Below are 25897 nucleotides of genomic sequence, written 5' to 3'. Positions count from 1 at the left end.
GGGTGAACTGCGGGAGGTCAGCGGGCCAACTTTTCGTCCCGGCCGGCCTCGAACAGCACCGGCCACGGCCGGGCCGCCGGGGCGAGGAGCGCCGGCCCGCCCGGTTCGTCTGGCGCGGTCAGCGTCTCGGTGGCGAGGTGGCCGAACATCGGCGCGGCCGGGTGCGCCGCCCGGATCGGCCAGGCCGCGGAGATCCGCCGGACCAGCGGCGTGCCGGTGATCGGTCGCCAGGCGATACGCGGTTCCCGGCGGGCCAGCGCGGCGGGCTCAACGGCGACCGCGCCGCCGGTGAGCAGCAGACCGAACAGGAACTCCGGGTTGCGCGCGGGGCGGACCCGGGCCGGGGCGAAACCGTGCTGCCGGCACACGGTCAGCAGATGCTCGTGCCAGCCGGGCGCGGTGGCCGGTGGCGCGGTGACCAGGTCCATGCCGGCCAGATCGGCGAGCGCGATCTCCCGCGGCCGGGCCAGCGGCGAGGCCCGGGGCAGCAGCACACCCACAGGTACGTCCACCGGCTCACCGAAGCGCAGCCCGGCCCCGTCGACCGGATGGTGCAGCAGGCCGACGTCCAGCCGCCCGTCCGTGAGCATCCGGTGCTGCTCGGCGCTCGTCAGTTCGTGCAGGTCGAGGGCGAGCCCGGGCGCGCGGGCCGCGAGCGCGTCGAGCAGCGCGCGCAACGTCACGGCCGGGGTCTCCGGGGGTACGCCGGCGCGCAGCACCCCGAGCGCGCCCCGGCGGACCCGCTCGGCGAGGTGACGCAGCCGGCGTTCACCGGCCAGCAGTTCGTCGGCCTCGCCGAGCAGCAACTGGCCGGCGGTGGTGAGGCCGACCTGGCGCTGTGACCTGTCGAACAGGGTGACGCCCAGCTCCCGCTCCAAACGCTGGATCGACTGGCTCAGCGGCGGCTGTGCCATGCCGAGCGTCTCGGCGGCCCGGCCGAAGTGCAGTTCCCGGGCGACCACCACGAAATGCCGCAGGTGCCGCAGCAGGTCCATCCGGGCACCCTAGCGTCGCCGCTGGTTACCGTGTCGGCGTGGATGTGGCGGAACGGGTCGGGGAGATCTTCGGGCGGGCCGGGGTGCGGGGTTGCCTGCACGTCGTGGACGTGGACGACCCGACCGGCGGTGAGGTGGCGCTGCGCGCCGACGAGCAGATAGTCATCGCCTCCATCTTCAAGATCATGGTGGTGCTGGAGTTCGCCCGGCAGGCAGCCGCCGGCCAGCTCGACCCGACCGAACGGGTGCTTGCCGGTGCCGCCGACCGGCTCGGCGGCTGGGGTGTGGCCGGCTGCGCCGACGACGTGGAGGTCTCCCTGCGCGACCTCGCGTACCTGGCCATGTCGGTGAGTGACAACACGGCGGCCGACCTTCTGCTGCGCCGGGTCGGGGCGGACGTGCTGCCGATGCTGGCCGCGGAGCTGGACCTGCCGCGCACCCGGATCGTCGGCGGCCCCCGGCAACTCGTCGAGACGATGCTCTCCGACGTGGGCGCACGCACCGAGGCGGACTTCGCGCGGATCTTCCCCACCCTGTCGCCCGAACGGGTCCGCGCGATGCGGGTCTTCGACCCCGAGCACACCAGCTCCAGCACCGCCCGGGAGCTGACCCGGCTGCTCCGTCTGGTGTGGCGGGACGAGGCCGGCCCGGCGTCCGCGTGCGCCATGGTCCGGGAGTTGATGGCACGGCAGCTCTTCTGGACCCGGCTGGCCGCCGGTTTCCCGCCCGGGGTCCGGGTCGCCGGGAAGACCGGCACCCTGCCGGGACTGCACCTCGAAGCGGGCGTCGCGGAGTATCCCGACGGCCGCAGGTACGCGATAGCGGTGGCGGTACGCGCTGAACGGCTTGCCGCCCGCCGGATCGATGTGGACCTGGCAATGGGGGAGGCAGCCCGGACCGCTGTCGAATCCTTGCGTTGATGCAGGCCGAGCCCTCGGCCTGACCTGCGGTGATATCGGTCCGGATATCGGCTGTTGCGCTCATCGATCTTGGACATCGGCGCCGGCGGGGTGGTGGTCTGGGCCTACCGATCACCGATCCCGAACGGGGAGGGCGACACATGCCCGAGAACCAGCCGTCCGGCTACGCCCGCCGTCGACTGCTACGCGACACCGCAGTCGGCGCCGCCGTCGTCAGCACCGCCGGACTCGTCGCCGGCGCCCCGGCCCGAGCCGCCGGGCCGAACCCAGTTGCCGCGCCGAGCCGCACCGCCGGCGGTACGCGCCGCCGCGGCGCGGTGAGCTTCCGCTGGTGGGGGACCTCCGGCTGGCGGATCGACATGGGGGACCGGACGGTGCTCGTCGACCCGTACCTGAGCCGGTACGACACCGGGCTGTTCCGGAAGCCGTTCAACCCGGACACCCGGCTGACAGTGGCCGCCGACGTGGTCGACCGGCTCGCCGACCGGGCGGAGAACATTCTCGTCACCCACACCCACTGGGACCACTTCAACGACGTGCCGCACATCGCCGTCCGGACCGGTGCCCGGGTCTTCGGCACGCTCACCGCGTACCACCTCGGCCTGGCGTACGGGCTGCCGACCGGGCAACTGGCCCCGGTCAAGGGCGGCGAGGTGCTCGACTTCGACGGGTACACGGTGGAGGTGGTCGGCTCGCTGCACAGCCGGAATCCCACCTGGTCGATGGCCTTCCCTGGGGTACGGGTCAGCCCGCCGCCCCGCCCGGAGACGATCGCCGACCTGCCCGAGGGCGACACGCTGGCGTACCAGATCCGGAACGACGGCGGACCGTCCGTGTTCTTCATGGGCGCCAGCGACTTCGACGAGCGCAAGCTGAGCGGACTGGCCCCGGACGTCGCGATGGTCGCCTCCGCCGCCACCACGGCGACCGCCGACTACGTGCCCCGGCTGATGGCCGCGCTGGACCGTCCGAAGGTCGTGGTGCCGGTGCACTGGGACAACTTCGAGACGCCGCTCACCAACCCGCCGACTGTCGCAGACAACGACCGGGAACGTCTGGACGCCCTCGTCGCAGAGGTACGCCGGGTCTCGCCGCGCAGCCGTGTGCTGGTGCCCGAGTACCACACGGCGTACCGGTTCTGACGGCGTCGCTCAGGCGGCGGTGAGGTCGCGCAGGGCCAGCACCGAACGCCAGTTGCGGGCCGTCGCCACCACACCCAGCTTCTTCTCCAGGTACGCGGCGGTGAACTTCGTCCGTCCGTAGCCGCCGGCCGGGAAGTGCAGGTGCGCTTCCCGGCCGATCACCTCGTACTCCATCGTCTCGCCCGGCGGCACGGCCAGCTCGCGCACCCGCGCGGCGGCGGGCGCGGCCGACAGGAACACCACGAGCACCCGCGTGTGGTCGTCCTGCCGGCCCGCGTACGGGCTCGCGGCGGCCACCGCGGCCAGCTCGTCCCCGTCGCGGACCAGCACCGGCACCCGCAGGCCCAGTTCGTCGCCGAGCCGGTTCGCGATGCCCTCGGCCAGCGTCTCCGGCCGGGCCGGCGGGCTGGTGAAGACCACGTTGCCGCTCTGCAGGTAGGTCTTGACGTCGGTGTGACCGAGGTCGGTGACCACGCGGCGCAGGTCGGCCATGGCCAGCTTGTTGACCCCGACGTTGACGGCCCGCAGCAGAGCGGCGTACCTGGCCATCGGCCCTCCTCGGCTCGTGCTCGGGGCCGACCCTACGTCAGGAGTCCGACAGCCGGGCGTAGACGTCGCCGGAGCGACCGGCCGGGCGGTACGTCTCCAGCAGCCGCACCAGCCCGGCCGCGTCCAGCCAGCTCTCGCTCGCGAACCGCATGGTCTCCACCGGCGAGTAGTTGTAGCGGTACGCGCCCAGCTGTTCCACGAGGTCCAGCGACGCGAGCGCGGCGTCGTGCGCCGGTGGCAGGTACTCGAAGGACAGCCCGCGCACCGGGTGGCTGAGCCCGGACAGCACGTCGACCTCGAAGCCCTCGACGTCGACCTTGCAGAACGCCGGTACGCCGTGCCGCGCCACCAGGTCGTCGAGCGTCACCACCGGCACCTCGACCGACCGGTCCCAGCGGACCCCGGCGAAGCTCGGATCGGCGGTGACCGACTCGATCCAGGACGACGACATGGTGGACACCGTCGGCGTCGCCGACGACAGCTCCAGCCGCGCACTCCCGGACCGCGCACCGACCGCCGTCGGCTCGATCACCACGTCGGCGTCCCGCCCGAACCCCAGGCGCAGCACCCGCAGGCAGTCGGGCTGCGGCTCCACCGCGACCACCCGCGCGCCCAGCCGCCGCCAGGTGCGCACCCGGCCGCCGACGTGGGCGCCGATGTCGAAGGCGAGGTCGCCGGGGGAGAGGAACTGCCCGTAGAGCTGCCGGGCACGCCGGTGCTTGGCCGGCTGACCGTGGTAGACGGCCAGGGAACGGGTGATCCCCCAGGCCCGCGCGAGCATCGTCACGACATCCCTAACTGTGAGTGGTGGACTGCGGTCCGAACGCCCGCAGGAAGCGGTCCCGGAACGACTCCATCGGCCAGACCGGGGCCTGCGGGTCCGGGTTGAGCCCGTCCTGCCAGCCCCATCCGGCGATGCGGTCGAGCACTGCCGGGTCCTTCGCGACGACGGTGATCGGCACGTCCTTGCCGGCGTCGTCGCCGGTGATCGTGCGGGCGGGCTGGTGGTCGCCGAGGAACACCACCACCAGGTTCTCGTCACCGTACCGCTGCACGTAGGAGATGAGCGTGCGCAGCGAGTACACGACGGCCTGCCGGTACGCCTCCCGGGTGCCCTCCGCCGAGCGGTCGGCGCGCGCCGTTCCCTTGTAGACCGAGCCGTCGCCGATGTCGTCCCAGCCGACGAGGGGCGGGACCGGCGTCCACGGCAGGTGGCTGGAGAGCAGCGGGATCTCGGCCATCACGGGGGTGCGCCCGGGGCCGCGCTCGCGGCGTTGGAACTCCGCCAGCGTGTACTGGTCCGGTGGCGAGGAGAAGCTGAACAGCGGCCCCTTGTAGCCGAGTTCCTTTGCCCCGTACAGCGTGTCGGGTTCGAAGAATGCCGCCTCCGGCCACGCCCGGTTCAGCGCCGGCATGACGAGCGCGGTCCGCCAGCCGGCGCGCTTGAACGCGCCGTTGAGGGTCAGGTGGTCGCTGCGTACCAGGTTGGTGTAGCGCAACTGGTTGTCGGTGCGGATGCCGCTCATCAGCGTGGCGTGCGCGAGCCAGCTTCCACCGCCGGTGGTGGACGAGGTGAGGAACGCGCTGCGGCTGCCGTAACCGGCCGCGCGCAACTGCCGGGTCCCCTCGTCGAGGACGGCGTCCACCTCCGGGGCCAGTTCCGGGTCCTCCAGCGCGACCCGGCCGTAGCTCTCCACGAACGTGAACAGCACGTCCTTGCCGCGCAGCGCGGTGAGCATCTGCTCACCCGGCACGTCCCGGAACGGGTCGCCGGCGAGTTGCGTGTTCAGCGTCTCCTTGTCGTTCAGGCCCGCCCGCACCTGCCGGGCACGGTCGAAGACGTCGGCGGCGACGGTGTCCGCGGCGACCGGGAGGCCGGGCACGATCTGCGCGCCGAGCACGGCGCAGACCACCCAGGCGGCGGCGAGCGCGGTGACGGCGCGCGTGGTCACCCGGCGGTGGGCCGCCGCGGCGCGGGCCAGCCGCCGCGCCGAGAGCGTCACCAGCACCGGTACGGCGAGCGCCGCGACCACGGCCAGGGCGATCGCGCCCACCTCGGCGGCCCCGCCGTACGACTCGGACAGGAACTCCGCGCCCGCACCGAGGAACGTCCAGTCGGCGATCAGGTCGAAGCGCCGGTCGAGCACCATCGAGAACCCGAGATCGGTGACCTTGAGCACCAGGATCAGGCCGAGCAGCGCGCCGAGCACCGTGGCCACCACGCGGCGCGGGCGGGCCGGCAGGACCAGCAGCAGGGCGACGGCGAGCAGCCCTTCCACCGGGATGCGGAGCAACGCCCCGAGGGACAGCAGTTTGGCCTCGCTCGGCGCGACCAGGGCCACCAGCACGAGCGCTCCGGCCAGCGCGGTGACCGCCGCGCCGAGCAGCCGCCGGGCGCTCCACGCGCCGACCGCGTCGTTGCCCGGGTCGCTCGTCTCCCTGTCGTTCGGGGTGCGGTCGCCGCTCTCGGCCGAGGCGCCGGCGCTGTCCGGCGTGCTGTCTTCCGTGTACGTGGCGCCGGCCGGGACGTCGTCGCCGTCGGCCGGCCGGGACAGGTCGGTCACCGGCGCCGCCCGCCGACCTCGACGGGCTGGCGCACGATCCGCGTGCCCGGCGTCCACTCGGACCCGTGGCCCGCCGGCGCGGGGGAGACCGGTGCCGCCGGGAGCGCCGGCCGTACGCGGTGCCGCCACAGCCAGCCGACGTCGCGTCCGAACGACTCGACCAGCAGCGCGAGCGCGCCGAGCACCACCGCGAGGGCCAGCGGCCGGGGCAGCACACCGGCCGCCACCACCGTCAGCGCGATGCCCTGCGTGGCGGCGACCACCTTGCGCCAGTAGCGCGGCGGCAGCGAGCCGCGCATCCACGGCAGCACCCAGCCGGCGGCGACGAAGACGTACCGCATCGCGCCGATCACCAGCACCCAGGCGCCCACCTGGTCGGCGACGTACCCGCAGAGGACCAGGACGAGGAAGGAGTCGACCTCCATGTCGAACCGGGCGCCGAGCGCGCTGGTCGTGCCGGTGCGCCGGGCCACCTGGCCGTCGACCCAGTCCAGGGAGAGGGCCACGGCGGCCAGCGCGACCAGCACCGGCACCGCGATCGGGCCGCGGAACGCCTCGACTGTCAACGCGGCCACCCCGCCGGCGAGCGTGGCCCGGGTGAGCGTCACCCAGTCGGCCGGGCCGAGCCGGTCCGCGCCCGAGCGGCGCAGCCCGTATCCGAGCGCCGCGACCATGACCACCCCGAAGAGCAGACCGGCCAGCCAGCCGTACGCGCTCAGGCCGACCGTGCCGGCCAGGGCCGCCAGTACGCCGACCTGGAGTATCGCCCCCGCGAATGGATCAGTTCGAACTGCGGACACCATGCCTCCGAGGTAGACGTCACGTACCACACCTGTGTACGGAGAACATGCCCGAACAGTTCGTTCTGATGCCGGAAACGCGCCAGCGATGTGACTTGTCACGTCCACCGGCGTCGCGGCGGGCACCGCGCGGATCAGGCGCCGGAGCGGAGGCCGTCAGCGCGGCGGCGGTCCGGGGACCAGCCGCCAGTACTGCCGTTTGCCCTCGTCGCGGACCACGACGCCGAGCCGGGCCAGCTCCCCGTGCAGCTCCCGGGTCTCGGCGTCGTGGCCGCCGTCGAGCGCCCGCTGCCGGGCGCGCAGCAGGGCGTCCGCGCCCGGCGGCAGGTCGGGCAGCCCTTCGACCCACCTGCGGTACGCGTCCCGGTGCGGGTCCTGCCCGGTCCACGGCCAGCCCTGCCGGGTGAACGCCTCCCGCAGCCGCTCGGTGTCCAGGTCGGACTTCTCCCGGGCCAGCTCGCCGCCGGCGGTGTCCAGCAGCACCAGCGCCTCACCGTCGACGAACACCCCGGCGACGTCGGCGTGGGCCACGTCCCGGCCGTGCCCGTCGCGGTGCAGCCGTACCGTGTGGTGCCCGACCGTGACGGTCAGCCGGTCGCGTACCGCCACCACCGCCAGGGCCAGGCCGCCGAGCAGGCCCAGCCCGGCCCCGATCGGGTACGCCCGCTCGTCCGGCCACCGGTCGAGCAGCTCGAACAGGCCCTGGAACGGGAACCAGGGCAGCCCGGCGATCCAGCCGGACAGCGCGGTCAGCCCGGCGCCCAGTCCCGCCCCGAGCAGCGGGAACCCCGCCCAGAACAGCACCAGCTCGCCGCGTCCGCCGTCGACCACGACGTCCTCGCCGGTGTGCCGGGCCACCATGGTCACGACACCTCCCGGCGCAGCGTGCGGACCAGACCGGCGACCAGCGGCAGGAGCACCCAGACGGCGAGCGAGACGCCGAGCCGGCCCCACTGCCCGCCGGTCATCTCGGCGCCGAGCAGCGGCTCCATCGTGTACGACGTGTCGAGCCAGCGGGCCGGCTCCCGCAGCGCGGAGATCATCGCGGCGAGCAGGCTCCACACCGTGGGCAGCAGCAGATAGGTGACGATCGCCAGCGGCGTGTTCAGCAGCAGCAGCCCGAAGGCGGCGCCCATCAGCACGTTCACCACCTGGAACACGGCCGCGTGCGGCAGCAGTTGCCAGTCGAACGTCCAGGCGCCCGCCCCGCCGGTGGCGCCGGCGGCGAGCGTGCCGACCGCGGCGACCGCGAGGCTGACCAGCACCGAGGCGAGCGCGGCCAGCACCACGGCGGCGAGCTTGGCGACGATCACCCGTTCCCGGCGGGGCACCAGCGCGAACGTGGTGAGCGCGGTGCGCTGCGACCACTCGCCGGTGATGGAGAGGATGCCGAGCACCGGCAGCAGCAGGCCGACCGGCAGCAGCGACGGGGTGAAGAAGGCGGTGAACGTCTGGTCCGGCGCCTCGACGACGAACAGCTGCACCACCACGATCACGGCCGCGATCAGCCCGATCGTGATCAGCAGCCACCGTCCGGCCCGGGTGTCGGCGAGCTTGCGCAGTTCGACGGCGGTCAGCCGGGCCAGCGTCGGTCCGGCGACGGCGGCCTCGGGACGCGGCGGCGCTGGGGTACGGGTGGCGGTGGTCATCGGACGGCCTCCTTGGTCGACGCGCCGCCGGTGAGGGTGAGGAAGAGCTGTTCGAGGCCGCCGCTGCCGGCCGGGCGCAGCTCGGTGAGGACCAGTCCGGCGTCCGCCGCGGCCTGGCCGACCTGACCCGGCTCGGCCCGGACCACATAGCCGCCGTCGGTGCCGGCCGTGGCGGGCAGCGCGGCCCGCTCCAGCGTCAGGCGCAGGGCGTGCGCGTCGCGGGCGCGCACCAGCGTGCCGGCGCCTGCCAGCAGCTCGTCCTTGCCGCCCTGGGCGACCACTCGGCCCCCGCCGATCACCACCAGCCGGTCGGCCACCGCCTCCACCTCGCGCAGCAGGTGCGAGGAGAGCAGCACCGTGCCGCCCCGGTCGGCGAAGTCGCGCAGCAGGCCGCGCATCCAGAAGATCCCCTCCGGGTCGAGGCCGTTGGCCGGCTCGTCCAGGATCAGCACCCGGGGGTCACCCAGCAGCGCCAGCGCCAGGCCGAGCCGCTGCCGCATGCCCAGGGAGTACGCCCCGACGCGGCGCCGGGCGGCGGTCTCGTTCAGCCCGACCCGGTCCAGTGCCGCCGCCACCCGCGCCCGGTCCACGCCCATGGTGCGGGCGGCGAGCGTGAGCGCCTCCCGTCCGGTGCGTCCGGCGTGCTGCGCCGAGGCGTCGAGCAGCACGCCGATCTCCCGCCCCGGATTGGGCAGGTCGCGGTAGGGGCGGCCGGCGACCGTGGCGCCGCCCGCTGTGGGCGGCGTCATCCCGCAGATCATCCGCATCGTGGTGGACTTCCCGGCGCCGTTCGGCCCGAGGAAACCGGTCACTGTGCCCGGTTCGCACCGGAACGTGACGTCCGCGACGGCTGTGTGCGGGCCGTACCGCTTGGTGAGCTGGTCGACTTCGATCATGCCGTCGAGCCTGCCGGGGCCACCCGGCCACGCGCTGCGGCCGGCGGTCGGCGTCGCCGTCGACCTCGGTTCACCGCAGTCGTCGACTTTGGTAGCTGGTAGCCGGTCCGGACGGCTTCCTAGCATGGGTGGGTGAGCAGCGCCGTCGTACCCGATCATCCCTGGCTCCTGCCGGGCTCCCTGGTGCCCGCCCGGACCGCCCGGCGGACCCCGCGGGACTGGTTCGTCGACGGCGCGCTGTTCGTGGCCTCGCTGCTCTGGGTGCTCATCGCTCACGGCGACGTCACCAGCGCGAGCCCGGAGTTCGGGCTCAACGCCGGTCCGGCCTGGCTGGAGGAGGTCGACCTGCTGATCGGCCTGTGGATCAGCGGGGCGCTCTGGCTGCGCCGGCGCTGGCCGGTCGGGCTGGCACTGGCCACCGCGCCGCTGGTGTTCTTCTCGGTCACCTCCGGCGTCGCGTTGCTCGTCATCACGTTCACCGTGCTGGTGCACCGGCCACTGCCGGTGGGCCTGGCCCTGGCGGCCTGGAACGTGCTCAGCCTGCCGGTCTACCTCGCCGTCCGGCCCGACCCGACGATGCCGTTCTGGGGTTCGGTGATCTGGACCGCGCTGTTCATCGGCGTGGTGGTGGCGTGGGCGCTGTTCGTCCGGGCCCGCCGCCAGCTGGTGCTGTCCCTGCGCGACCGCGCCGAGCGGGCCGAGGCCGAGCAGCAGCTCCGGCTCGACCAGGCCCGGCAGCTCGAACGCGGCCGGATCGCCCGGGAGATGCACGACGTGCTCGCCCACCGGATCTCCCTGCTCAGCCTGCACGCGGGCGCGCTGGAGTTCCGGCCGGACGCGCCGCCGGAGGAGGTGGCGCGGGCGGCCGGGGTGATCCGGGCCAGCGCGCACGCCGCGCTCCAGGACCTGCGCGAGGTGATCGGCGTGCTGCGGGCCGAGGTCGGCTCCGAGGCCACGCCGGAACGGCCGCAGCCCACGCTGGCCGACGTGCCCGCGCTGGTCGCCGAGAGCCGCGACGCCGGGGTACGGGTCGCCGTCGTCGACGAGGTGACCGAGCCGGAGGCGGTGCCCGCGGCGATCGGGCGCAGCGCGTACCGGATCGTGCAGGAGGGGCTGACAAACGCCCGCAAGCACGCGCCCGGCGCGGTGGTGACCGTCCGGCTGGCCGGTGGCCCGGGTGACGGGCTGGTGGTGGAGATCAGCAACCCGTGGCCGGTGGGCAGCCCGGCCACCGCGATCCCGGGCACCGGCACCGGCCTGGTCGGCATCGCCGAGCGGGTCACGCTCGCCGGTGGCCGCCTGGAACACGGGCGGGACGCCGACGGCACGTTCCGGCTGACCGCCTGGCTGCCCTGGGCGGCGCAGTGAGCGCCCCGGTACGGGTACTGATCGTCGACGACGACCCGCTGGTCCGCGGCGCGCTGTCGATGATCCTCGGCGGCGTACCCGACCTCGCGGTGGTCGGCGAGGCCACCGACGGCGCCGAGGTGCCCCAGGCCGTCGCCGCCCACGCCCCGGACGTGGTGCTGATGGACATCCGCATGCCCCGGGTCGACGGCCTGGCCGCCACCGAGGCGCTGCGTGCCACAGCGGAACCGCCCGAGGTGCTGGTGCTCACCACGTTCGACGCCGACGAGCAGGTGCTGCGGGCGCTGCGGGCCGGGGCGAGCGGCTTCCTGCTCAAGGACACCCCGCCGGCCGAGATCGTGGCGGCGGTACGCCGGGTCGCGGCGGGGGAGGCGACGCTGTCCCCGGCGGTGACCCGGAAACTCATCGCGCACGTCACCGGCGCCGCGCCGGCGCCCGGCCCGGACCCGAAGCGGGAGCGGGCGGTACGGCTGCTCGACGGGCTCTCCGAACGGGAACGGGAGGTCGCGGTGCTGCTCGGCCGGGGCCGCACCAACGCCGAGATCTCCGCCGAGTTGTTCATGAGCGTGGCGACGGTGAAGGCGTACGTGTCCCGGCTGCTGACGAAGCTCGACCTGAACAACCGTGTGCAGGTGGCCCTGCTGGTCCAGGACGCCGGCCTGGTCTGAGGCGCAGACACTCTCATTCGGGATACTATCAGAGATGAGAGTATCCGTCCTGAGAGTATGAGGTGATGACGTGGCCGGTTTCGTCGGCAGGACGAGGGAGCTGGCCCGGCTCGACGGCATGTTGGCGCGCGTCGAACGCGGCGGCCGGGCGGGGCGCCCGGGACGGGCGCTGCTCATGCGTGGACGCCGACGGGTGGGTAAGTCCCGCCTCGTTGAGGAGTTCGTCGAGCGCGCGGGCGTACCCCACCTCTTCTTCACCGCCTCGGCGCAACCCACCCCCGCCGCCGACCTGCGGCTCTTCGTCGAAGCGGCGGCCGGCTCGACGCTCCCTGGAGCGGGTCTGTTCGCCGGACAGGCGCCGGCCACCTGGGACGCGGCTCTCACCCTCCTCGCCGCCGCGCTGCCCACGGATCAGCCCAGCGTCGTCGTGCTCGACGAGATGCCCTACCTCATCGCCACCGATCCCGGCTTCGAGGGCACCCTCCAGAAGGTCTTCGACCGGGAGCTGTCCCGTCGGCCGGTCCTGCTGATCTGCGTCGGCTCGGACCTGGCGATGATGGAGGCGCTCAACGACTACGGCCGCCCGTTCCACCAGCGCGCGACCGAGATGGTCGTGCCGCCCCTGAGCCCCGGCGACGTGGCCGAGATGCTCCAGTTGCCGCCGGCGGATGCCATCGACGCGTACCTCGTCACCGGTGGCCTGCCGCTCGTCCTCGACGACTGGGCCCCCGGCGAGACCGTGCGCGACTACCTCGCCCAGGCCGTCCCGGACCCCACTTCCGCGCTGCTCGTCAGCGGGGAACGGGCCCTCGCTGCCGAGTTTCCGCCGCAGTCCCAGCCGGGCGTGGTGCTGCGCGCCATCGGCTCCGGGGAGCGCACCTCCTCCTCCATCGCGCGGGCGGCCGGCGGAATCCCGCAGGCGTCGCTGCACCGCGCGCTCCGACTGCTGACCGACAAGCGGGTCGTGGAGGCCGCCCTCCCGCTGTCCACCCGTCCGTCGCGCGAGACCCGCTACGTGGTCGCCGATCCGTATCTCCGCTTCTGGCTCGCCTTCCTCGACCCCTACCTCGCCGAGATCGAGCGCGGCAGAGGGGATCTGACGCTCGCCCGCATCCATTCGTCCTGGACCTCATGGCGAGGGCGTGCGGTCGAGCCGGTGATCCGGGAGTCCCTGCGGCGGCTGCCGCCGGGGAGCCTGCCGTCCGGGACGGCGGAGGTGGGCGGGTACTGGACGCGTACCAACGATCCCGAGATCGACCTGGTCGGCGGCGATCGGAGCCCGGTGGCCAAGCGGATCACGTTCGTGGGCTCGGTCAAGTGGCTGGAGAACGGCGCGTTCGACGGTCACGACCTGGCCCGGCTGCTTCACCACCGCGCCCAGCTACCGGGTGCCGACGACGACACACCGGTCGTCGCGGTGGTGCGCAGTGGCCGTGCGGTCGACGGAGTCACCGCGCTCGGGCCGGCCGAACTGCTCGCCGCGTGGCGGGATTGAACTGCTGCCGTCATCCGGCCGTACCAGTGGTCGAGGATGTGGTGCGGCCGTTCCGCCGCACCGCTGCCGAACTGCGGGAGGCCTGCCGTGCGAGTTGGTGAGCAGTCGACGGATCCCATCGACCAGATCCTGGGCGAGGTGCCGGTACCGGCGCCGTTGACCCCTGAGGACGTCCGCCTCGCGGTCCGGGCGGTGGTGGTGCACGCCGCCGAGGAGTGGCCCGCGGGGCCGAAGTGCCGCAACGACGGTTCGTCGTTCCCCTGCCGGTTGCATCGCTGGGGCCGGCGCGTGCTGGAGACACACGGTCTCAACGACCGCCAGATCGACGCGCTGATCCGGCACGGCAACCCGTTCGTGCACGTGCCCTTCCCGTTCGTGCTGACCGGACCGTCCGGCGCCCGTCCCGCCCCCGGGCAGGCCGCCCGCGGTCAGACGGCGCGACCGGGCGTACCCGGTCAGGTGGCGCGGCCCGGCGTACCCGGTCAGGTCGGCCGCCCTGTGCCCGGACAGCCGGCCCGGTCGGTGCCGGGTCAGGCCGCCCGCCCCGCCGCGGCGCAGGCGGCGCGCGGTGCGGTTCCGCGGGCCGCCGCGCCGCCGGTGCGGCCCGGTCTGCGGCCGGTCGCCGGGCGGTCGGCTCCCACCGCCCGGCCCCGCTGGCCCCGGGCGAGCTGACGCCCGGCGCCCGGTTCCGGTCGCGCCGACGCCTCGTCGCGGAGTGGCGTCGGTCGCGCCGGAGCATGCCGACGGCGGCCCGGACGGGGAGCCCCCACCCCCGGTCCGGGCCGCCGTCACCGCATCACTTGACTCCGCAGTCCGGTGCGGACCAGCCCTTCGTGTTCGACGACTTGTCCCGGTTGTTCTCCCGCCGCGAGTCGACGTGCGTGTGGTCGTCGTGGTCCGGGTAGCCGGGGCCGTAGATGCCGCTGAAGCCCCGGCTGCGGGCCGAGCGGGCGATGTCGCAGAGGCTGCGGTGCTTGGCGATCAGGTCGGCCGCGTTGCCGTAGAGGTGCTGGCTGTCCGCGGCGCCGCCGACCTGCCGGTTGCAGGCGATGCTGCGGAACCCGCTGGTCACGTAGAGCGGCTTGTCGCCGAGGCTGCGCCGCAGCGCCTCCAGCTTCCACATGGTGCGCAGCGCGTTCTCCCGGGTGGCCGACGCGGAGAGCGGGCCACCGGCCCACCCGCCCTTGCCGCAGCCGTTGTCCAGCTCGGCGTAGCTGAAGTGCTTCGGCGTGCAGTCGCTGTCCTTCTGCAGGTCGTAGATCCTGGCGAACGTCTGCGGCCCGGCCACGCCGTCGGCGCGCAGCCCGTACGCGGTCTGGAAGCGCTTGACCGCGGCGGCCGTCTCCGGGCCGTACACGCCGTCGACCCGGACGATGCCGCCGTACGCCGCCCAGCCGGCCACCCGGATCTGGAGCTGCCGGACGTCGTCGCCGGAGCTTCCCTGGGACAGCGTCCGGTTCCAGGTGTAGCAGCCGTCGGCGTGCGCCGGTGGCGCGGCCACGACTGTCGCCACGGCGGCCCCGGGCAGGGCCAGCGCGAACGCGACCGCCGCCCGCTTCAGGGTGTTGACGCGCACAGAGTCCTCCCGATGTCAGAGCGGAACTGGGATCCGACGGGCACATCGACCGGTACGTCCCGTCCCTCTCACCGTGACAGGTACGAGGATTCTTCGTGGTGATTAGCGGAAATTGTTCTCACATCGCCCGGTTGCTGGGTATTGGCTGTGAATACTGCCTGTTTGCGTACGCGCTGCCGGGTGTCGCCCGTCGGACGTGACCGGTAACGTCTGCTCCCGGACCGGGCGGCGACCTCGACGGGCGGGGAGGTGGGCGTTGGCGCGTGGCGGCGTGTTCTGCGTCGAGGGGCAGTGGCACCGCGACCTCAACGAACGCGGGTCCGTCCTGCCCACGCTCGACCTGCTGGAGCGGCTCGGCCGCATCCGCTACATCCACAAGGACGCGGCCACCCGCGACGAGCTGTTCTACTTCGTCGACCGCTGGCTGCTCAAGCAGTACGCCGACCACCGGGTGGGCTTCTTCGCCATGCACGGCGAGCCGAGCCGGCTCTGCCTCACCGACTGGGACTCGGTCGAGCTGTCGGACGTGGCCGAGCGGATGGCCGGCCGCTGCGAGGGCCGCCGCCTCTACTTCGGCAGCTGCTCGGTGCTGCGTGCCTCCGACGCCACGCTGCGCGAGTTCCTCGACGTCACCGGCGCGGCGCTGATCTGCGGCTTCACCCGCGAGGTGGACTGGGTCGAGTCGGCCGCCTTCGAGACGGTGCTGCTCGACGTGCTCGCCAACGGGCAGCGGCACAACGCCGCCGAGCTGCGGATGCGCTCGGCGCACTGGGCGCCGCTGGCCGCGTACCTCGGTTTCCGGGTGATCTACGCCAACGGCCGCGCCTGGCGGCCCTCGGCCCGCCCGCGCGTGCCGGAGCAGGTCACCGCGCAGCGGTCCGCCGGCCGCCCGCGCTGAGAACGACGGACATGCCTGGTAGAACCGAGGCATGGCACGCAGCATCGCGAAGAACACCCGGGTCGACCGGGACGCCCTGATCGAGTTCCTCCGCCCCCGCCACCACGTCGTGCTCATGACCACCCGCTCCGACGGGCGCCCGCAGTCCTCCCCGGTGGCCTGCGGGGTGGATGCCGAGGGCCGGCTGGTGATCTCCACCTATCCCGAGCGTGCCAAGGTCGCCAACATCCGCCGCGACCCGCGCGTCTCCGCGTGCGTGCTCTCCGACGACTGGAACGGCCCGTGGGTGCAGGTCGACGGCGTGGCCGAGGTGCTCGACCTGCCCGAGGCGCTGGAACCGCTGGTCGAGTACTTCCGCAGCATCTCCGGCGAGCACCCGGACTGGGACGAGTACCGGTCGGCCATGGTCGCGCAGGGCAAGTCGCTGATCCGGGTCACGATCGAGTCCTGGGGCCCGATCGCCACCGGCGGCTTCCCGGCCCGGCTGGCCGACTGAATCAGTACGCGACCGTGAACCGGGCGTTGCCGAAGCGCGGATCCTCGATCTCGTCGACGATCGCCACCGCCAGGTCCTCGTAGGTGAGCACCGAACGGCCCTGCGCGTCGGTCACCGGGTGGTCGGTGCCGGTGCGGTAGTGCCCGGTCCGCTCGCCCGGGTGGAACTCCAGCGGCGGCGGGGAGACGTACGTCCAGGTCACTCCGTCGGCGCTGGACCTGTAGAACTCCAGCGCGTCGGCCTGACCGTGCGCCGAGTCCCGGTACTCCTCCGGGAAGTCCGGCTCGTCCAGATACCGGGTCCCCTTCGGCGTGAGCAGCGTCGAGCCACCGCCGACGTGGATCACCCGAGGTGGGTCCGGCAACTCACGCAGCGTGTCGACCAGCGTCCGCGCGGCGTCGCGCCACAGGGTCCGCTCGCCGCCGCCGATGGCCACCACCAGCACATCCGCGTCCTCGGCCAGTTCGCGTACGCTCCGCGCCGACGTGGCGTCGCCGGTCACCGTGCGTACGCCTGGGGGTAGGTAGCCGACCGCCTCCGGACGCCGCACCGCCGCTGTCACCCGGTGCCCCCGCTCGACCGCCTCCGCGGCGATCCGCGAGCCCGCCGTCCCGCCGGCGCCGAACACGACGATGTCGCTCATGCCTCACAGGCTAGGCAGCCTGTCGGCGGGCGGCGGGAGTTCCGCCGAACCGGCTCAGTCGACGATCGCCGAGTAGACGAGCTGGCGCAACTGGCTGCGCAGCGGGTACGTGCTGGACGGCATCAACTGGGTGAACAGCAGCGCGGTGACCTCCTCCACCGGGTCCACCCAGAACGCGGTGCTGGCCAGGCCGCCCCAGTAGAACTCGCCGACGCTGCTCGGCACCCGCGACGGCACCGGGTCCAGCACGACCGCGAAGCCCAGCCCGAAGCCGACCCCGTCGAGGATCGTCTCGGCGAAGCCCTCCGGCGAGAACGAGGCCAGGTCCCGGTTGCCGGGCAGGTGGTTGCGGGTCATGAAGCGCACCGTGCGCGGCCCGAGCAGGCGCACCCCGTCCAGCTCGCCGCCACGCAGCAGGAACTGGGTGAACCGGTGGTAGTCGGCCGCCGTGGAGAGCAGCCCGCCGCCGCCGGAGTGCCACGTCGGCTCCGCCAGCGCGGCCCGGCCCACCCCGTCGGCGCGTACCGCCTGACCGGTCGCCGGGTGCGGGGCGTAGAGCGCGGCCAGGCGTTTCGCGTCCGCCGCGTCCACCCACCAGCGGGTGTCGGTCATGCCCAGCGGGCCCAGGATCCGCTCGGCGAAGAACGCGTCGAGCGACTGCCCGGAGATCACCTCGACCAGGCGGCCCAGGACGTCGGTGGAGACGCCGTAGTTCCAGCTCGTGCCGGGCTGGAACAGCAGCGGCAGCCGGGCCAGCCCGGCCGAGGCCGCCGCCAGGTCCGCGCCCGGCGGCACACCCAGGTCGAAGCCCGCCGCCCGGTAGAGGCCGTCGACCACCGACACCTGGGCGAAGCCGTACGTCAGGCCGGCCGTGTGGGTGAGCAGGTGCCAGATCCGGATCGGCTCGACCGTCGGCACCGTGTACGGCTTCAGCACCGAACCCCGGTCGTAGACCCGTACGTCGGCGAACTCCGGCAGCCAGCGGCTGACCGGGTCGTTCAGCTCGAGCCGGCCCTCCTCCCAGAGCATCATCGCGGCGACCGAGGTGATCGGCTTGGTCATCGAGTAGATGCGCCAGAGCGTGTCCGCCTCGACCGGCGTACCGGCCTCCCGGTCGCGCAGCCCGTACGTCGAGGAGTGGGCGATCTCGCCCCGGCGGGTGACGACGATCTGCCAGCCGGCGAGCCGGCCGTCGTCGACGTACCGGGCGAAGTGCTCGTCGATCCGCGCCAGCCGGGCGGGATCGAGGCCGACACGTCCGGGGTCGGTGCTCACGGTGACACTCACGACCGCGAACCTACCCGCAGGTATCGCGGCCGGGAAGTGTCACTAGGGTCGGTGGCATGCCGGAGCCGGTCGAGGACGTCACCTACCGCCAGCAGGACTGGTACGCCGAGGAGTTGGCCGACAGGCACTTCGTACGGTGCGAGTTCTTCCACGTCGACCTGACCGAGGCGGTCAGCCGGGGCGCGGTCTTCACCGACTGCGTGTTCGGCAACGTGGCGTTCAACGCCTCCCGGCACACCGACTCGGCGTTCACCAGGTGCTCGTTCAGCAAGTGCAACCTCTTCGAGGCCGAGTTCACCGGCTGCAAGCTGGTCGGCAGCACGTTCGACCGCTGCGACCTGCGCCCGCTGCGGATCGACCGGGGCGACTGGTCCTTCGTCACGCTCGCCGGCGCCGACCTGCGCGGGGCACGGATCACCGACGTACGGATGCGGGAGGTCGACCTGAGCGGCGCCGACCTCACCGGCGCGACGCTGACCGGCGTGGACCTCTCCGGCGCCCAGTTGCACGCCGCCAAGCTGATCCGGGCCGACCTGCGCGGCAGCGACCTGTCCGCGCTCGACCCGACGGCGGTGCAGCGTTCCGGCGCGCGGATCGACGCCGAGCAGGCGGTGATGCTGGCCCAGGCGCTCGGTTTCCAGGTCGGCTGAAAGCTGCCGCGGGTTGTCAGGTTTCCCGGCCAGAATCGGGCGCATGACATGGTGGTCCGATCTGGTGGCGGCCGAACCCGAGTTCGCGGCGCGGATACGCGCCCGCTTCGCGGTCCGCAAGCACGGCACGATGGCGACACTGCGGCGGGACGGCTCGCCGCGGATCAGCGGCACCGAGTTCGACTTCGGTGACGACGGGCAGCTGCGGCTGGGCAGCATGGCCGGCGCGGTCAAGGCGCTCGACCTGCGCCGCGATCCTCGGGTGGCGCTGCACAGCCCGACCGAGGACGCCCCGCCGGACGACCCGTCCACCTGGGACGGGGACGCGAAGATCGCCGGCCGGGCGCACGAGGAGCAGCCCGCCGAGGACGGCTCGCACAGCTTCCGGATCGAGCTGACCGAGGTGGTGCTCACCCGGGTCGGCGACCCGCCCGACCACCTGCTGATCGAGAGCTGGCACCCCACCCGGGGCCTGCGCCGCCGCACCCGCCACTGACGCCACCCACCATCCCGCCCGCTCCCCACCCGCCCCGCTCCCCACCCCCGCCCGCTCCCGTCGATCATGAAGTTGACGGCATTCCGCGCCCGGAATATCCCCGCCAACCTCATGATCAACAGGTTGACGAGGGTGGGCGCGCCGGCCGGGGGAGATCTTGGAAGGAAATGGCTCCTATGGGGACCTGAATCTTCCAAGATCTGGTCCGTGGGGCGGGTTGGCGGCGTGGGGTGCGTGGGAATTGCGAGGGCGGATGCCTTCTGCAAGATCGCGTTCTGTGTCATCCTCCCTACGGCGAGCCACGGGGTCGGGCCGCTCGCCGCCGGTGGCCGAGGAGGGTCGGTGGCTGAGGACGACATCGCGCGGACCGGAATCCGGGTCGGGGGTTGGCTGCCCGCGCCGGACGAATCGGCAGACGCGCCGGCGCGGCCCACCGGTCCACGCCGCCTGCCCGGGAACACCGACCCCGGCGTGTCCCGGCCGGTGACGCCCCCGGACGCCGAACGCGCACCTTCCGGCGCGGACGATCCGGTGCCGCCGGTCGACCTGGATCCGCCCGGTACCGCTGTGTGGCCGCCTCCGCGCGCCGGCGGACCGCCGGCTCTCGACCTTCCGGCCGCCGGCCCGCTCCCGGCGGACACGCCCGCCCCGGGCGCGCTTGCCCCGGGCGCGCTTGCCCCGGGCGCGCTTGCCCCGGGCGCGCTTGCCCCGGGCCCGCTTGCCCCGGGCCCGCTTGCCCCGGGCTCGATCGCTTCGGGCTCGATCGCTTCGGGTCCGCTCAGCCCGGGTGCGCCTGCTCCGGGTCCGCCCGGCTCCGGCACGCCCGCTCCGGGTTCGCTCGGCCCGAGGCCACTCGTCTCCGGGGCGGCTGCTTCGGCCGGCCCCGAGTCCCGTCCGAACCCGCCCGGCGGTCGGGTTCCGCTGGTCGGGCCGGCGCCGATCGGACTGCACCTGTCCGCTCCGTCGCCGGTCCGGCCCGCTTCAGATCCGGCCGAACCCGGCCCGCCGCAGGTGGCCGAAACAGAAGCGAGACCGGGCCGGCACTCCGCCCGGGAGAGCATCCCGGCGCGCCTCGCCGATATGACCAGCGGGATCGGCCACCTGACCAGCGGGATCGGCGACCTGGCCGGCCGGATCGGCGATCTGGCGGGCGGGATCGGCGTCCGGCTGCGCGACGCGGCGCGAACCAGGCTGACACTCGGCCCGACCCGGCCCCCGGTCGACGCCCCGGCCACCCGGGTCGCCGTGGCCCGGGCCCGTCGTCGGCGCCGGCGCGCCGTGCTGGCGGCGGTGACCGTGACCGGGCTGGTGGCGGCGCTGGCGTACGCGGGCCGGTCACCCGCGCCACCGTCGAACCGGGAGACGTCGCCCGTGGCGGCGCCGAGCGATCAGGCGCCCGGCGACCAGGCGCCCGATCAGGCGCCGGCCGACCCGGTGTCACCCGGCGGTCCGCTGCTCGACGTGGACCTGGCGCCGCTGCCGGGGGCGTTGTCGCTCACCGCGCTCGGTACGCGGGACTGGCGGCACTGGGGCGGTACCGGCGCGGACAGCTTCCATCGCAAGGCGGGCGGCACCGGCGAGATCCAGGATCCGGGTGGCGAGCGGCTGGAGCACAACGCGGGCGCCTGTGATCTCCAGTGGACCGACGGTACGCCGACAGCGCGCCAGGAGGGCACCCGGGCGGGTGTCTTCCAGCGCGGCGCCGGGAAGAGCTTCACGCTCGGGGTGGCCGGGAGCGGGGACCTGCGCACGGTCCGGCTGTTCGTCGGCACGTTCTCGGCCGGCGCGCGGCTCGACCTGACGCTGTCCAGCGGCGGCGATCCCGTCGTCCGTGAGGTCGCCCTCGCTGCGGGCGACCGCTTCTACCAGTACGTCATCCGCTTCCGGGCGGCCCCGGGGGAGCGGCTGCTGATCAAATGGCAGGCCCTGACGGTCACCGGCGCGCAGAACGACGGGGTGGCCCTGCAGGCGGTCACGGTAAGCTGAGCGGCCGGTCCGGCGAGCGGCCGCCAGGTAACGAACTGGAAACGCCCGTCACTCGACATATGGCGCAAAGAGCCGTCCGGTGACACCGTGAAGCCCGTCGCGCACCAGTCGTATCCGGCGGTGTCGTGACCGAAGTGGAGGGTGTGGTGGGCCAGGAGGACCGTCCGCGTACCGGCCCCGGCTCGCATCGGCACGGCCTTCCGCGTACCCGCTCCGCGCTGCGGCGGCTGCGCCGTCGGCGTCGGCTGATGCTGGAAGGGCTGGCCGCGTTCCTCTGCCTGGCGGCACTGGCGCTCTACCTCGGCGTCGAGCGGCACGACGCGCCACGCGAGGAGCACGCCCGGCTGCCGGCCGCGCCGCCCGGCCGGGTCGGGCTGCCGAACGAGGCCGACGACACGGTGGCCAATCCGGGACTGCGTCCCCGGCAGCGGCCACCGTCGCCGAGCCCGACGCCGTCCACGCCGTCGCCGTCGCCGTCGCCGACGAGCGCGCTCCCGCCGACAGTCACCGTGACCCGCGCCGAGGTGCCCGCCACCGTCGACCTCACCGCCGTGGGCACCACCGACTGGGTCCACTGGGGGCTCACCGGCGCCGACCGGACGGTCCGCAAGCGGGGCGGCTCCGGCGAGATCCGCGACGAGGGCGGCCGGGGGCGGCGGCAGAGCTTCAGCAACAACCCCGAGGCGTACGCCTGGCGCGACGGCAACCCGGTCGCGTCGGCGAGCGGCACCATGTCCGGCGTGTACGCCTGCCACCGGGGCAGCGGGTTCAACCTGGCGGTGGCCGCCGACGGGCAGCAGCGCACGGTGCGTCTGTACGCCGGGCTCTGGATGGCCCGTGGCCGCCTCGACGTGCGTGTCTCCACCGGCGGACCGGTGACCACGCTCCGGATGGAGGACCCGCACACCGCGCTCACCACCGAGTTCACGATCAAGTTCCGCGCCCAGCGTGGCGCGCGGCTGCTGCTGAACTGGACGGTGGAGGAGTCGCTCGGCGACTGCGGCAACGTCAGCCTCCAGGCGGTGGCGCTGCGCTGAGCGGGGACAGTTTGTCCGTCGCGTACCCGGCACGGCGTCGTAGGTTTCCGTTGTTCCCGTCCGACCATCCCCTGTGGAGGCACGACCGATGACCGGCCCTGCTCCCGTCGTCCCCGCCCGCCCCCGCGCCGACGGTGACGTGCTGCGCGAGATCCCGATGCCGCCGTACGTGACGGTCGAGGACGTCCAGTTCGCGGTGCGCGCGGTGGTGGTGCACGCGCCGCGGACGTGGTCGGGCGGAACCATCTGCCGCAACGACGCCAGCCCCCACCCGTGCCGGCTGCACCGGTGGGGTCGCCGGGTGCTCACCCTGCGCGGGCTCCCACCGGCCGAGATCGACGCGCTCGTCGAGCGGGGTGACCCCGCCGCCGGCCCGCAGCCGCGCCGCCCCGGCGCCTAGCACCCGGGCGGTACGGCGCCGGTCAGCAGAGCGCCGGTTTGACCCAGGAGCACTCCCGTCCCTCCGGTACGCGCGGTGACTCCGGCGCGGCCGGCACGGTACGCCGGGCGGTGGCCGTCTCCCTCTCGGTGTACGCGGCCAGGGCGATCGCGATCTGATCCTCCAGCCCTTTCACCGACGAGGTCAGGTAGTTGTTCAGCACGATCGAGAACGCCAGCAGCCGGCCGTCAGCGCTCGTGACGTAGCCGGAGAGCGCTGACGCGCCGGTCAGGCTGCCGGTCTTGGCGTGCACGTTGTTCGCGGCGGCGGTGCCGCTCATCCGGCTGCGCAGCGTCCCGCCGACGAGCCGGTTCGGGTTGCCGGCCACCGGCAGCGCGGCGTACCAGGTGTCGAACCACGGTTCGGCGCGGACCGCCGAGAGCAGCGTGACGAACTGTCCCGGCGGGACGAGGTTGCGCCGGGACAGGCCGGAGCCGTCACGTTGGCGCAGCGTGCCGGTGTCCACCCCGGTGTCGCCCACATACCCGCTGATCGCGGAGAGCCCGGCGGCCCAGGTGCCGGAGCCGGAGAGCTGCCGGCCGAGTTCCTTGGTGAGCACTTCGGCGTGGCCGTTATTGGAGAGCTTGAGGAACGGCACCATGAGGTCGGTCAGCGGCATCGAGTCGTGCCGGGCCAGCGGCTTGGCCGTGTCCGGGGTGGCGGCGCCGAGCACGGTCCGCCCGAGCACCCGTACGCCGTGACGGCGCAGCGCGGACCGGAACACGTCGGCCGCGTACCCGGTCGGTTCCCAGACCGTCACCCAGTCGCTCTCGGTGGCCTGGCCGAGCGCGATCTGGCCGGTGACCACCACTGTGTTGCCGCCGTGCTCGCGTTCGAACGAGATGGTGGTCTCGCCCTCGGTCACCGTCTCGGCCCGGTTCTCGATGCGCAGCCAGCCGTTGTCCGGAGTCATGGTGATCTTCGGTCGGGCGCCCGCCCGCGTTCCCGGCGCGGCGTGGACGATCACCGTGCCGGCGTCGTAGTCGGTGTCCGGGGCTACGGTGAGCGCGGACACCTGGGCGGCGTAGTAGTAGGGCTCGTCGTCCCAGGTCCAGTCCGGGCCGAGCCGGTCGCGGTCGTACCGGGTGTCGTCGGCGACCAGGTTGCCCGCGACGACCCGTACGCCGGTCGCGGCGACCTGCGCGGCGAGCCGGTCGTAGTCGGCGGCGAGGATGGTGGGGTCGCCTCCGCCGCGCAGGTAGAGGTCGCCGGAGAGCATGCCGGCGTGGCGCGGCCCGTCGGCGCTCACGTCGGTGGTGAACCGGTGGCCCGGTCCGAGCAGTTCCATCGCCGCCGCGGAGGTGAACAGCTTGGTGTTGGAGGCCGGGATGAGCCGTCGCGTCCCGTTGCGGTCGTACAGCGTGCGGCCGGTGGTGGTGTCGACGACGACCACGCCCGCCTGCGCGCCGTCGAGCCGGCTGTCGGCGAGGACGGCGTCGATGGTGGCGTGCAGCCGGGTCTGCGCGGGGGTGGGCGCTTCGGCAGTGGCGGTGGTGGCGCCGGCGGTGGCCGCGGTGGCGACCAGCACCAGCACCGCGAGCGCCCGGGGGAATAGGCGACGATGCATGTGCCGATGCTGCCATGGAGATTTCCTGCGGGAAAGACTCCGGTGTGAAAGGTTATCGCCAGGAGACGTGGCGCGCACCGCGCCGTCTCTGCCCCCAGCCTAGGGATTCGCCGGGCCGAGGGAGGGAAAAGACCTGTACGTGGGCCTTGTCGCCCGCGCGAATCCCGACATCCAGCCATGAGGAGTTCAGCGATGCTGACCATGACCGACAACGCCGTCCTGGTGATCCGTGACCTCGCCGCCCAGCAGGACGTGGCCGACGCCGGTGGGCTGCGCATCGCCGCCGACACCGAGGCCGGTTCGCTCTCCATCGAACTGGTGCCGGAGCCGGTGCGGGGCGACCAGGTGGTGGACACCGAGGGGGCGCGCATCTTCCTCGACTCCGACGCCGCCGAACTACTGAACGACACCTCGGTGGACGCGGTCGTCGACGACGAGGGCGTGGTGCAGTTCGGGTTCACCGAGAAGGAGTGAGTCAGCCGGCGCGGCGGGACTCCCCGCCGCGCGGCGAGCGGCCGGTACGTCCCCGTTCCGGGACGTCCGGGTCGGCCCACCACGCCCGGCCGCGCTGGTCCCGTTCCGGTCGGACCAGTGCGGCCAGCACCTGCGCCAGGTGGTGCGAGGTGCTCCACGCGATCCAGTTGGCCGGGGAGCCTGCGCCCGCGCCGCGCCGGGCCCGCCGGACGATCTCGTGGTCGCCCCAGGAGAAGCCGGCCCCGGCTGCCGGCCAGTGCGCGGCGGCGGTCACCGTGCGGCACAGGTCGGCGAAGCGCTCGTCGCCCCGCCCGCCGCGCCGCGACCAGCGGTAGACCCACCACGCGTCGTCGGTTGCCCAGCGCAGCGTGGGAACCCGGTCGACCGGCTCGTCCGCGCCGCGTACCGCGCAGCTCACGCCGTAGTCGCCGTACCCGAGGTCCAGGTCGGCCAGGCGCTGCCAGAGCGACCAGTCGTACCGGTCCAGCCGGACCGGCTCGTCCACCGGAAGCCGGGACAGGGCCGGCGGCATCCCGCCGGCCGCCACCGTCACCGAGCGCCAGGCGTGCCGCCGGGCCCATTCCGCCGCGCGCCGCACCCGTGGCTCGGCCAGCCGGACGTCCGCGGTGCAGCACACGTCCTCCGCGTCGAGCAGCAGGTCGCACTGCTCCGGCATCAGGCCGGTCAGCCGCCACACCCGCTCCGCGGCGGCCGTCGCGGCGTCCGGCCCGCTTCGGTCCGGGCCGGTGCGCAACCGGACGACCGCGTGGTGCGCCCAGGCCCGTGCCGCCGCGCCGTGCGCGGCCAGCCGCCGGTCGCTGTCCGTCAGGCCGATGACCGGCGCCAGCGGTACGCCCCAACGGACCGGATCGTGTTCCGGGGTGTCCGGAAGCGCCGACACGTCGACGGCGGGCAGCAGCCCGTCCGGCAGTCGAGCCAGCGAGTCCTTGATGGACGGTGCGTCCGCCGCGACGTCGAGAACCGGTGCGAGCAGCGGGGTGGAGCCTCCGTCGAGATGGGACAGCGCCTCCAGCTCACCGCGCCGCGCGGCCAGCACCGGGCGGTAGACCGGGCCTCGGGGCGACTGCACCATACTTAAATGTAGCCAGCCGATCGCTCTGCGTCACGTCGTGAACGTTTTCGCAGGTCAGAGCCGTTCGCTGTCAATGATCGGACACCTCTCCGGCTGGTTGCCGGGCGGTGCGCCGACATAGCGTCGGAATCATCGAGGGTGACCGCCGACGATCGCCCGAACGCGCACGAACGCCTCCGGCCGGCGTACCGGCGGGAGAGAGGATCACC

27 protein-coding genes are annotated in these 25897 nt (G+C 73.7%); 14 read left to right on the top strand and 13 right to left on the bottom strand.

Going from position 1 to position 25897, the window contains the following annotated elements:
• Nucleotides 1–17: 17 nt before the first annotated feature.
• Nucleotides 18–995 (bottom strand): LysR substrate-binding domain-containing protein, encoded by a 978-nt coding sequence (locus O7542_RS20435; protein WP_210871498.1) that lies wholly within the window; start codon nucleotides 993–995, stop codon nucleotides 18–20.
• Between the two features lie 38 nt (nucleotides 996–1033).
• Here O7542_RS20435 and O7542_RS20430 point away from each other — a divergent pair, with 38 nt between their 5' ends.
• Together O7542_RS20430 and O7542_RS20425 are read left to right on the top strand one after the other, a co-directional pair.
• Entirely contained in the window at nucleotides 1034–1915 is an 882-nt protein-coding gene (locus tag O7542_RS20430) for a serine hydrolase (RefSeq protein WP_281605074.1), read from the top strand.
• A 140-nt stretch (nucleotides 1916–2055) separates the two neighbouring features.
• Nucleotides 2056–3057 (top strand): MBL fold metallo-hydrolase, encoded by a 1002-nt coding sequence (locus O7542_RS20425; RefSeq protein WP_281605073.1) that lies wholly within the window; start codon nucleotides 2056–2058, stop codon nucleotides 3055–3057.
• Between the two features lie 9 nt (nucleotides 3058–3066).
• Here O7542_RS20425 and O7542_RS20420 read toward each other — a convergent pair whose 3' ends face one another.
• The 7 genes from O7542_RS20420 to O7542_RS20390 all read right to left on the bottom strand — a co-directional run bounded on the left by O7542_RS20420 (nucleotide 3067) and on the right by O7542_RS20390 (nucleotide 9515).
• Entirely contained in the window at nucleotides 3067–3606 is a 540-nt protein-coding gene (locus tag O7542_RS20420; protein ID WP_043326260.1) for a DUF1697 domain-containing protein, read from the bottom strand.
• A gap of 37 nt (nucleotides 3607–3643) precedes the next feature.
• The gene (locus O7542_RS20415) at nucleotides 3644–4387 is read right to left on the bottom strand and encodes an FkbM family methyltransferase (RefSeq protein WP_113972349.1); all 744 of its coding nucleotides are present in this window, start codon (nucleotides 4385–4387) and stop codon (nucleotides 3644–3646) included.
• Between the two features lie 13 nt (nucleotides 4388–4400).
• Nucleotides 4401–6170, bottom strand: a complete 1770-nt coding sequence (locus O7542_RS20410) for a sulfatase (RefSeq protein WP_281605072.1) — start codon at nucleotides 6168–6170, stop codon at nucleotides 4401–4403.
• On the bottom strand, nucleotides 6167–6973 hold the full coding sequence (locus O7542_RS20405; RefSeq protein ID WP_205795783.1) for a CDP-alcohol phosphatidyltransferase family protein: 807 nt from the start codon (nucleotides 6971–6973) through the stop codon (nucleotides 6167–6169). Before O7542_RS20405 ends, O7542_RS20410 begins: the two co-directional genes overlap by 4 nt.
• A 153-nt stretch (nucleotides 6974–7126) precedes the next feature.
• Nucleotides 7127–7831, bottom strand: a complete 705-nt coding sequence (locus tag O7542_RS20400) for a hypothetical protein (protein WP_281606491.1) — start codon at nucleotides 7829–7831, stop codon at nucleotides 7127–7129.
• Between the two features lie 2 nt (nucleotides 7832–7833).
• Nucleotides 7834–8619 carry a hypothetical protein gene (locus O7542_RS20395; RefSeq protein ID WP_069087540.1) on the bottom strand — a complete coding sequence of 262 codons (786 nt, stop codon included), beginning with the start codon at nucleotides 8617–8619 and terminating at the stop codon, nucleotides 7834–7836.
• Nucleotides 8616–9515 carry an ATP-binding cassette domain-containing protein gene (locus tag O7542_RS20390; RefSeq protein WP_281605071.1) on the bottom strand — a complete coding sequence of 300 codons (900 nt, stop codon included), beginning with the start codon at nucleotides 9513–9515 and terminating at the stop codon, nucleotides 8616–8618. The genes O7542_RS20395 and O7542_RS20390 overlap by 4 nt, the downstream gene beginning before the upstream one ends.
• Nucleotides 9516–9647: 132 nt before the next feature.
• On the opposite strand from O7542_RS20390, the gene O7542_RS20385 reads away from it, so the two are divergent.
• From O7542_RS20385 to O7542_RS20370, 4 genes are all read left to right on the top strand, one after another.
• On the top strand, nucleotides 9648–10883 hold the full coding sequence (locus O7542_RS20385; protein WP_069087538.1) for a histidine kinase: 1236 nt from the start codon (nucleotides 9648–9650) through the stop codon (nucleotides 10881–10883).
• Nucleotides 10880–11551, top strand: coding sequence for a response regulator transcription factor (locus O7542_RS20380; RefSeq protein ID WP_187692623.1), 672 nt, complete (start codon nucleotides 10880–10882; stop codon nucleotides 11549–11551). Before O7542_RS20385 ends, O7542_RS20380 begins: the two co-directional genes overlap by 4 nt.
• A gap of 70 nt (nucleotides 11552–11621) precedes the next feature.
• A complete protein-coding gene (locus tag O7542_RS20375) occupies nucleotides 11622–13046 on the top strand; it encodes a DUF234 domain-containing protein (RefSeq protein ID WP_281605070.1) in 1425 nt (474 codons plus the stop codon).
• 87 nt (nucleotides 13047–13133) lie between these two features.
• Complete coding sequence (locus O7542_RS20370) at nucleotides 13134–13718, top strand: hypothetical protein (protein ID WP_209960219.1); 585 nt, start codon at nucleotides 13134–13136, stop codon at nucleotides 13716–13718.
• 124 nt (nucleotides 13719–13842) lie between these two features.
• Here the strand turns inward: O7542_RS20370 and O7542_RS20365 are convergent, their stop codons facing one another.
• Nucleotides 13843–14622: a D-Ala-D-Ala carboxypeptidase family metallohydrolase gene (locus tag O7542_RS20365; RefSeq protein WP_043326248.1), complete on the bottom strand. Its 780-nt coding sequence runs from the start codon at nucleotides 14620–14622 to the stop codon at nucleotides 13843–13845.
• A 256-nt stretch (nucleotides 14623–14878) separates the two neighbouring features.
• Here O7542_RS20365 and O7542_RS20360 point away from each other — a divergent pair, with 256 nt between their 5' ends.
• Both O7542_RS20360 and O7542_RS20355 read left to right on the top strand, forming a co-directional pair.
• Nucleotides 14879–15520 (top strand): hypothetical protein, encoded by a 642-nt coding sequence (locus O7542_RS20360; protein ID WP_043326246.1) that lies wholly within the window; start codon nucleotides 14879–14881, stop codon nucleotides 15518–15520.
• A gap of 31 nt (nucleotides 15521–15551) precedes the next feature.
• Nucleotides 15552–16016 carry a PPOX class F420-dependent oxidoreductase gene (locus tag O7542_RS20355; protein ID WP_030272926.1) on the top strand — a complete coding sequence of 155 codons (465 nt, stop codon included), beginning with the start codon at nucleotides 15552–15554 and terminating at the stop codon, nucleotides 16014–16016.
• A gap of 1 nt (nucleotide 16017) precedes the next feature.
• Here O7542_RS20355 and O7542_RS20350 read toward each other — a convergent pair whose 3' ends face one another.
• Together O7542_RS20350 and O7542_RS20345 are read right to left on the bottom strand one after the other, a co-directional pair.
• A complete protein-coding gene (locus tag O7542_RS20350; protein WP_281605069.1) occupies nucleotides 16018–16659 on the bottom strand; it encodes an NAD(P)H-binding protein in 642 nt (213 codons plus the stop codon).
• Between the two features lie 54 nt (nucleotides 16660–16713).
• Nucleotides 16714–17946: a serine hydrolase domain-containing protein gene (locus tag O7542_RS20345; protein ID WP_281605068.1), complete on the bottom strand. Its 1233-nt coding sequence runs from the start codon at nucleotides 17944–17946 to the stop codon at nucleotides 16714–16716.
• Between the two features lie 56 nt (nucleotides 17947–18002).
• Between O7542_RS20345 and O7542_RS20340 the strand changes: the two genes are divergently transcribed.
• The 5 genes from O7542_RS20340 to O7542_RS20320 all read left to right on the top strand — a co-directional run bounded on the left by O7542_RS20340 (nucleotide 18003) and on the right by O7542_RS20320 (nucleotide 22515).
• On the top strand, nucleotides 18003–18596 hold the full coding sequence (locus O7542_RS20340) for a pentapeptide repeat-containing protein (RefSeq protein WP_113971909.1): 594 nt from the start codon (nucleotides 18003–18005) through the stop codon (nucleotides 18594–18596).
• Between the two features lie 43 nt (nucleotides 18597–18639).
• Complete coding sequence (locus O7542_RS20335) at nucleotides 18640–19092, top strand: pyridoxamine 5'-phosphate oxidase family protein (RefSeq protein ID WP_281605067.1); 453 nt, start codon at nucleotides 18640–18642, stop codon at nucleotides 19090–19092.
• 1080 nt (nucleotides 19093–20172) lie between these two features.
• Complete coding sequence (locus O7542_RS20330) at nucleotides 20173–21078, top strand: hypothetical protein (RefSeq protein WP_281605066.1); 906 nt, start codon at nucleotides 20173–20175, stop codon at nucleotides 21076–21078.
• Nucleotides 21079–21203: 125 nt separating this feature from the next.
• The gene (locus O7542_RS20325) at nucleotides 21204–22115 is read left to right on the top strand and encodes a hypothetical protein (RefSeq protein WP_233607903.1); all 912 of its coding nucleotides are present in this window, start codon (nucleotides 21204–21206) and stop codon (nucleotides 22113–22115) included.
• A gap of 88 nt (nucleotides 22116–22203) precedes the next feature.
• The gene (locus O7542_RS20320) at nucleotides 22204–22515 is read left to right on the top strand and encodes a hypothetical protein (RefSeq protein WP_043326231.1); all 312 of its coding nucleotides are present in this window, start codon (nucleotides 22204–22206) and stop codon (nucleotides 22513–22515) included.
• Between the two features lie 22 nt (nucleotides 22516–22537).
• Here O7542_RS20320 and dacB read toward each other — a convergent pair whose 3' ends face one another.
• Nucleotides 22538–24121, bottom strand: a complete 1584-nt coding sequence (gene dacB, locus O7542_RS20315; RefSeq protein WP_043326229.1) for a D-alanyl-D-alanine carboxypeptidase/D-alanyl-D-alanine-endopeptidase — start codon at nucleotides 24119–24121, stop codon at nucleotides 22538–22540.
• A gap of 192 nt (nucleotides 24122–24313) precedes the next feature.
• On the opposite strand from dacB, the gene O7542_RS20310 reads away from it, so the two are divergent.
• Nucleotides 24314–24595, top strand: a complete 282-nt coding sequence (locus O7542_RS20310; RefSeq protein WP_030501863.1) for an iron-sulfur cluster biosynthesis family protein — start codon at nucleotides 24314–24316, stop codon at nucleotides 24593–24595.
• A 1-nt stretch (nucleotide 24596) separates the two neighbouring features.
• Here the strand turns inward: O7542_RS20310 and O7542_RS20305 are convergent, their stop codons facing one another.
• Nucleotides 24597–25688 carry a hypothetical protein gene (locus tag O7542_RS20305; protein WP_051611212.1) on the bottom strand — a complete coding sequence of 364 codons (1092 nt, stop codon included), beginning with the start codon at nucleotides 25686–25688 and terminating at the stop codon, nucleotides 24597–24599.
• Nucleotides 25689–25897 lie beyond the last annotated feature (209 nt).

This window comes from Micromonospora sp. WMMC264 (assembly GCF_027497275.1).
Lineage (GTDB): Bacteria > Actinomycetota > Actinomycetes > Mycobacteriales > Micromonosporaceae > Micromonospora > Micromonospora chalcea.
This window is presented reverse-complemented; position numbering and strand designations above follow the sequence as displayed.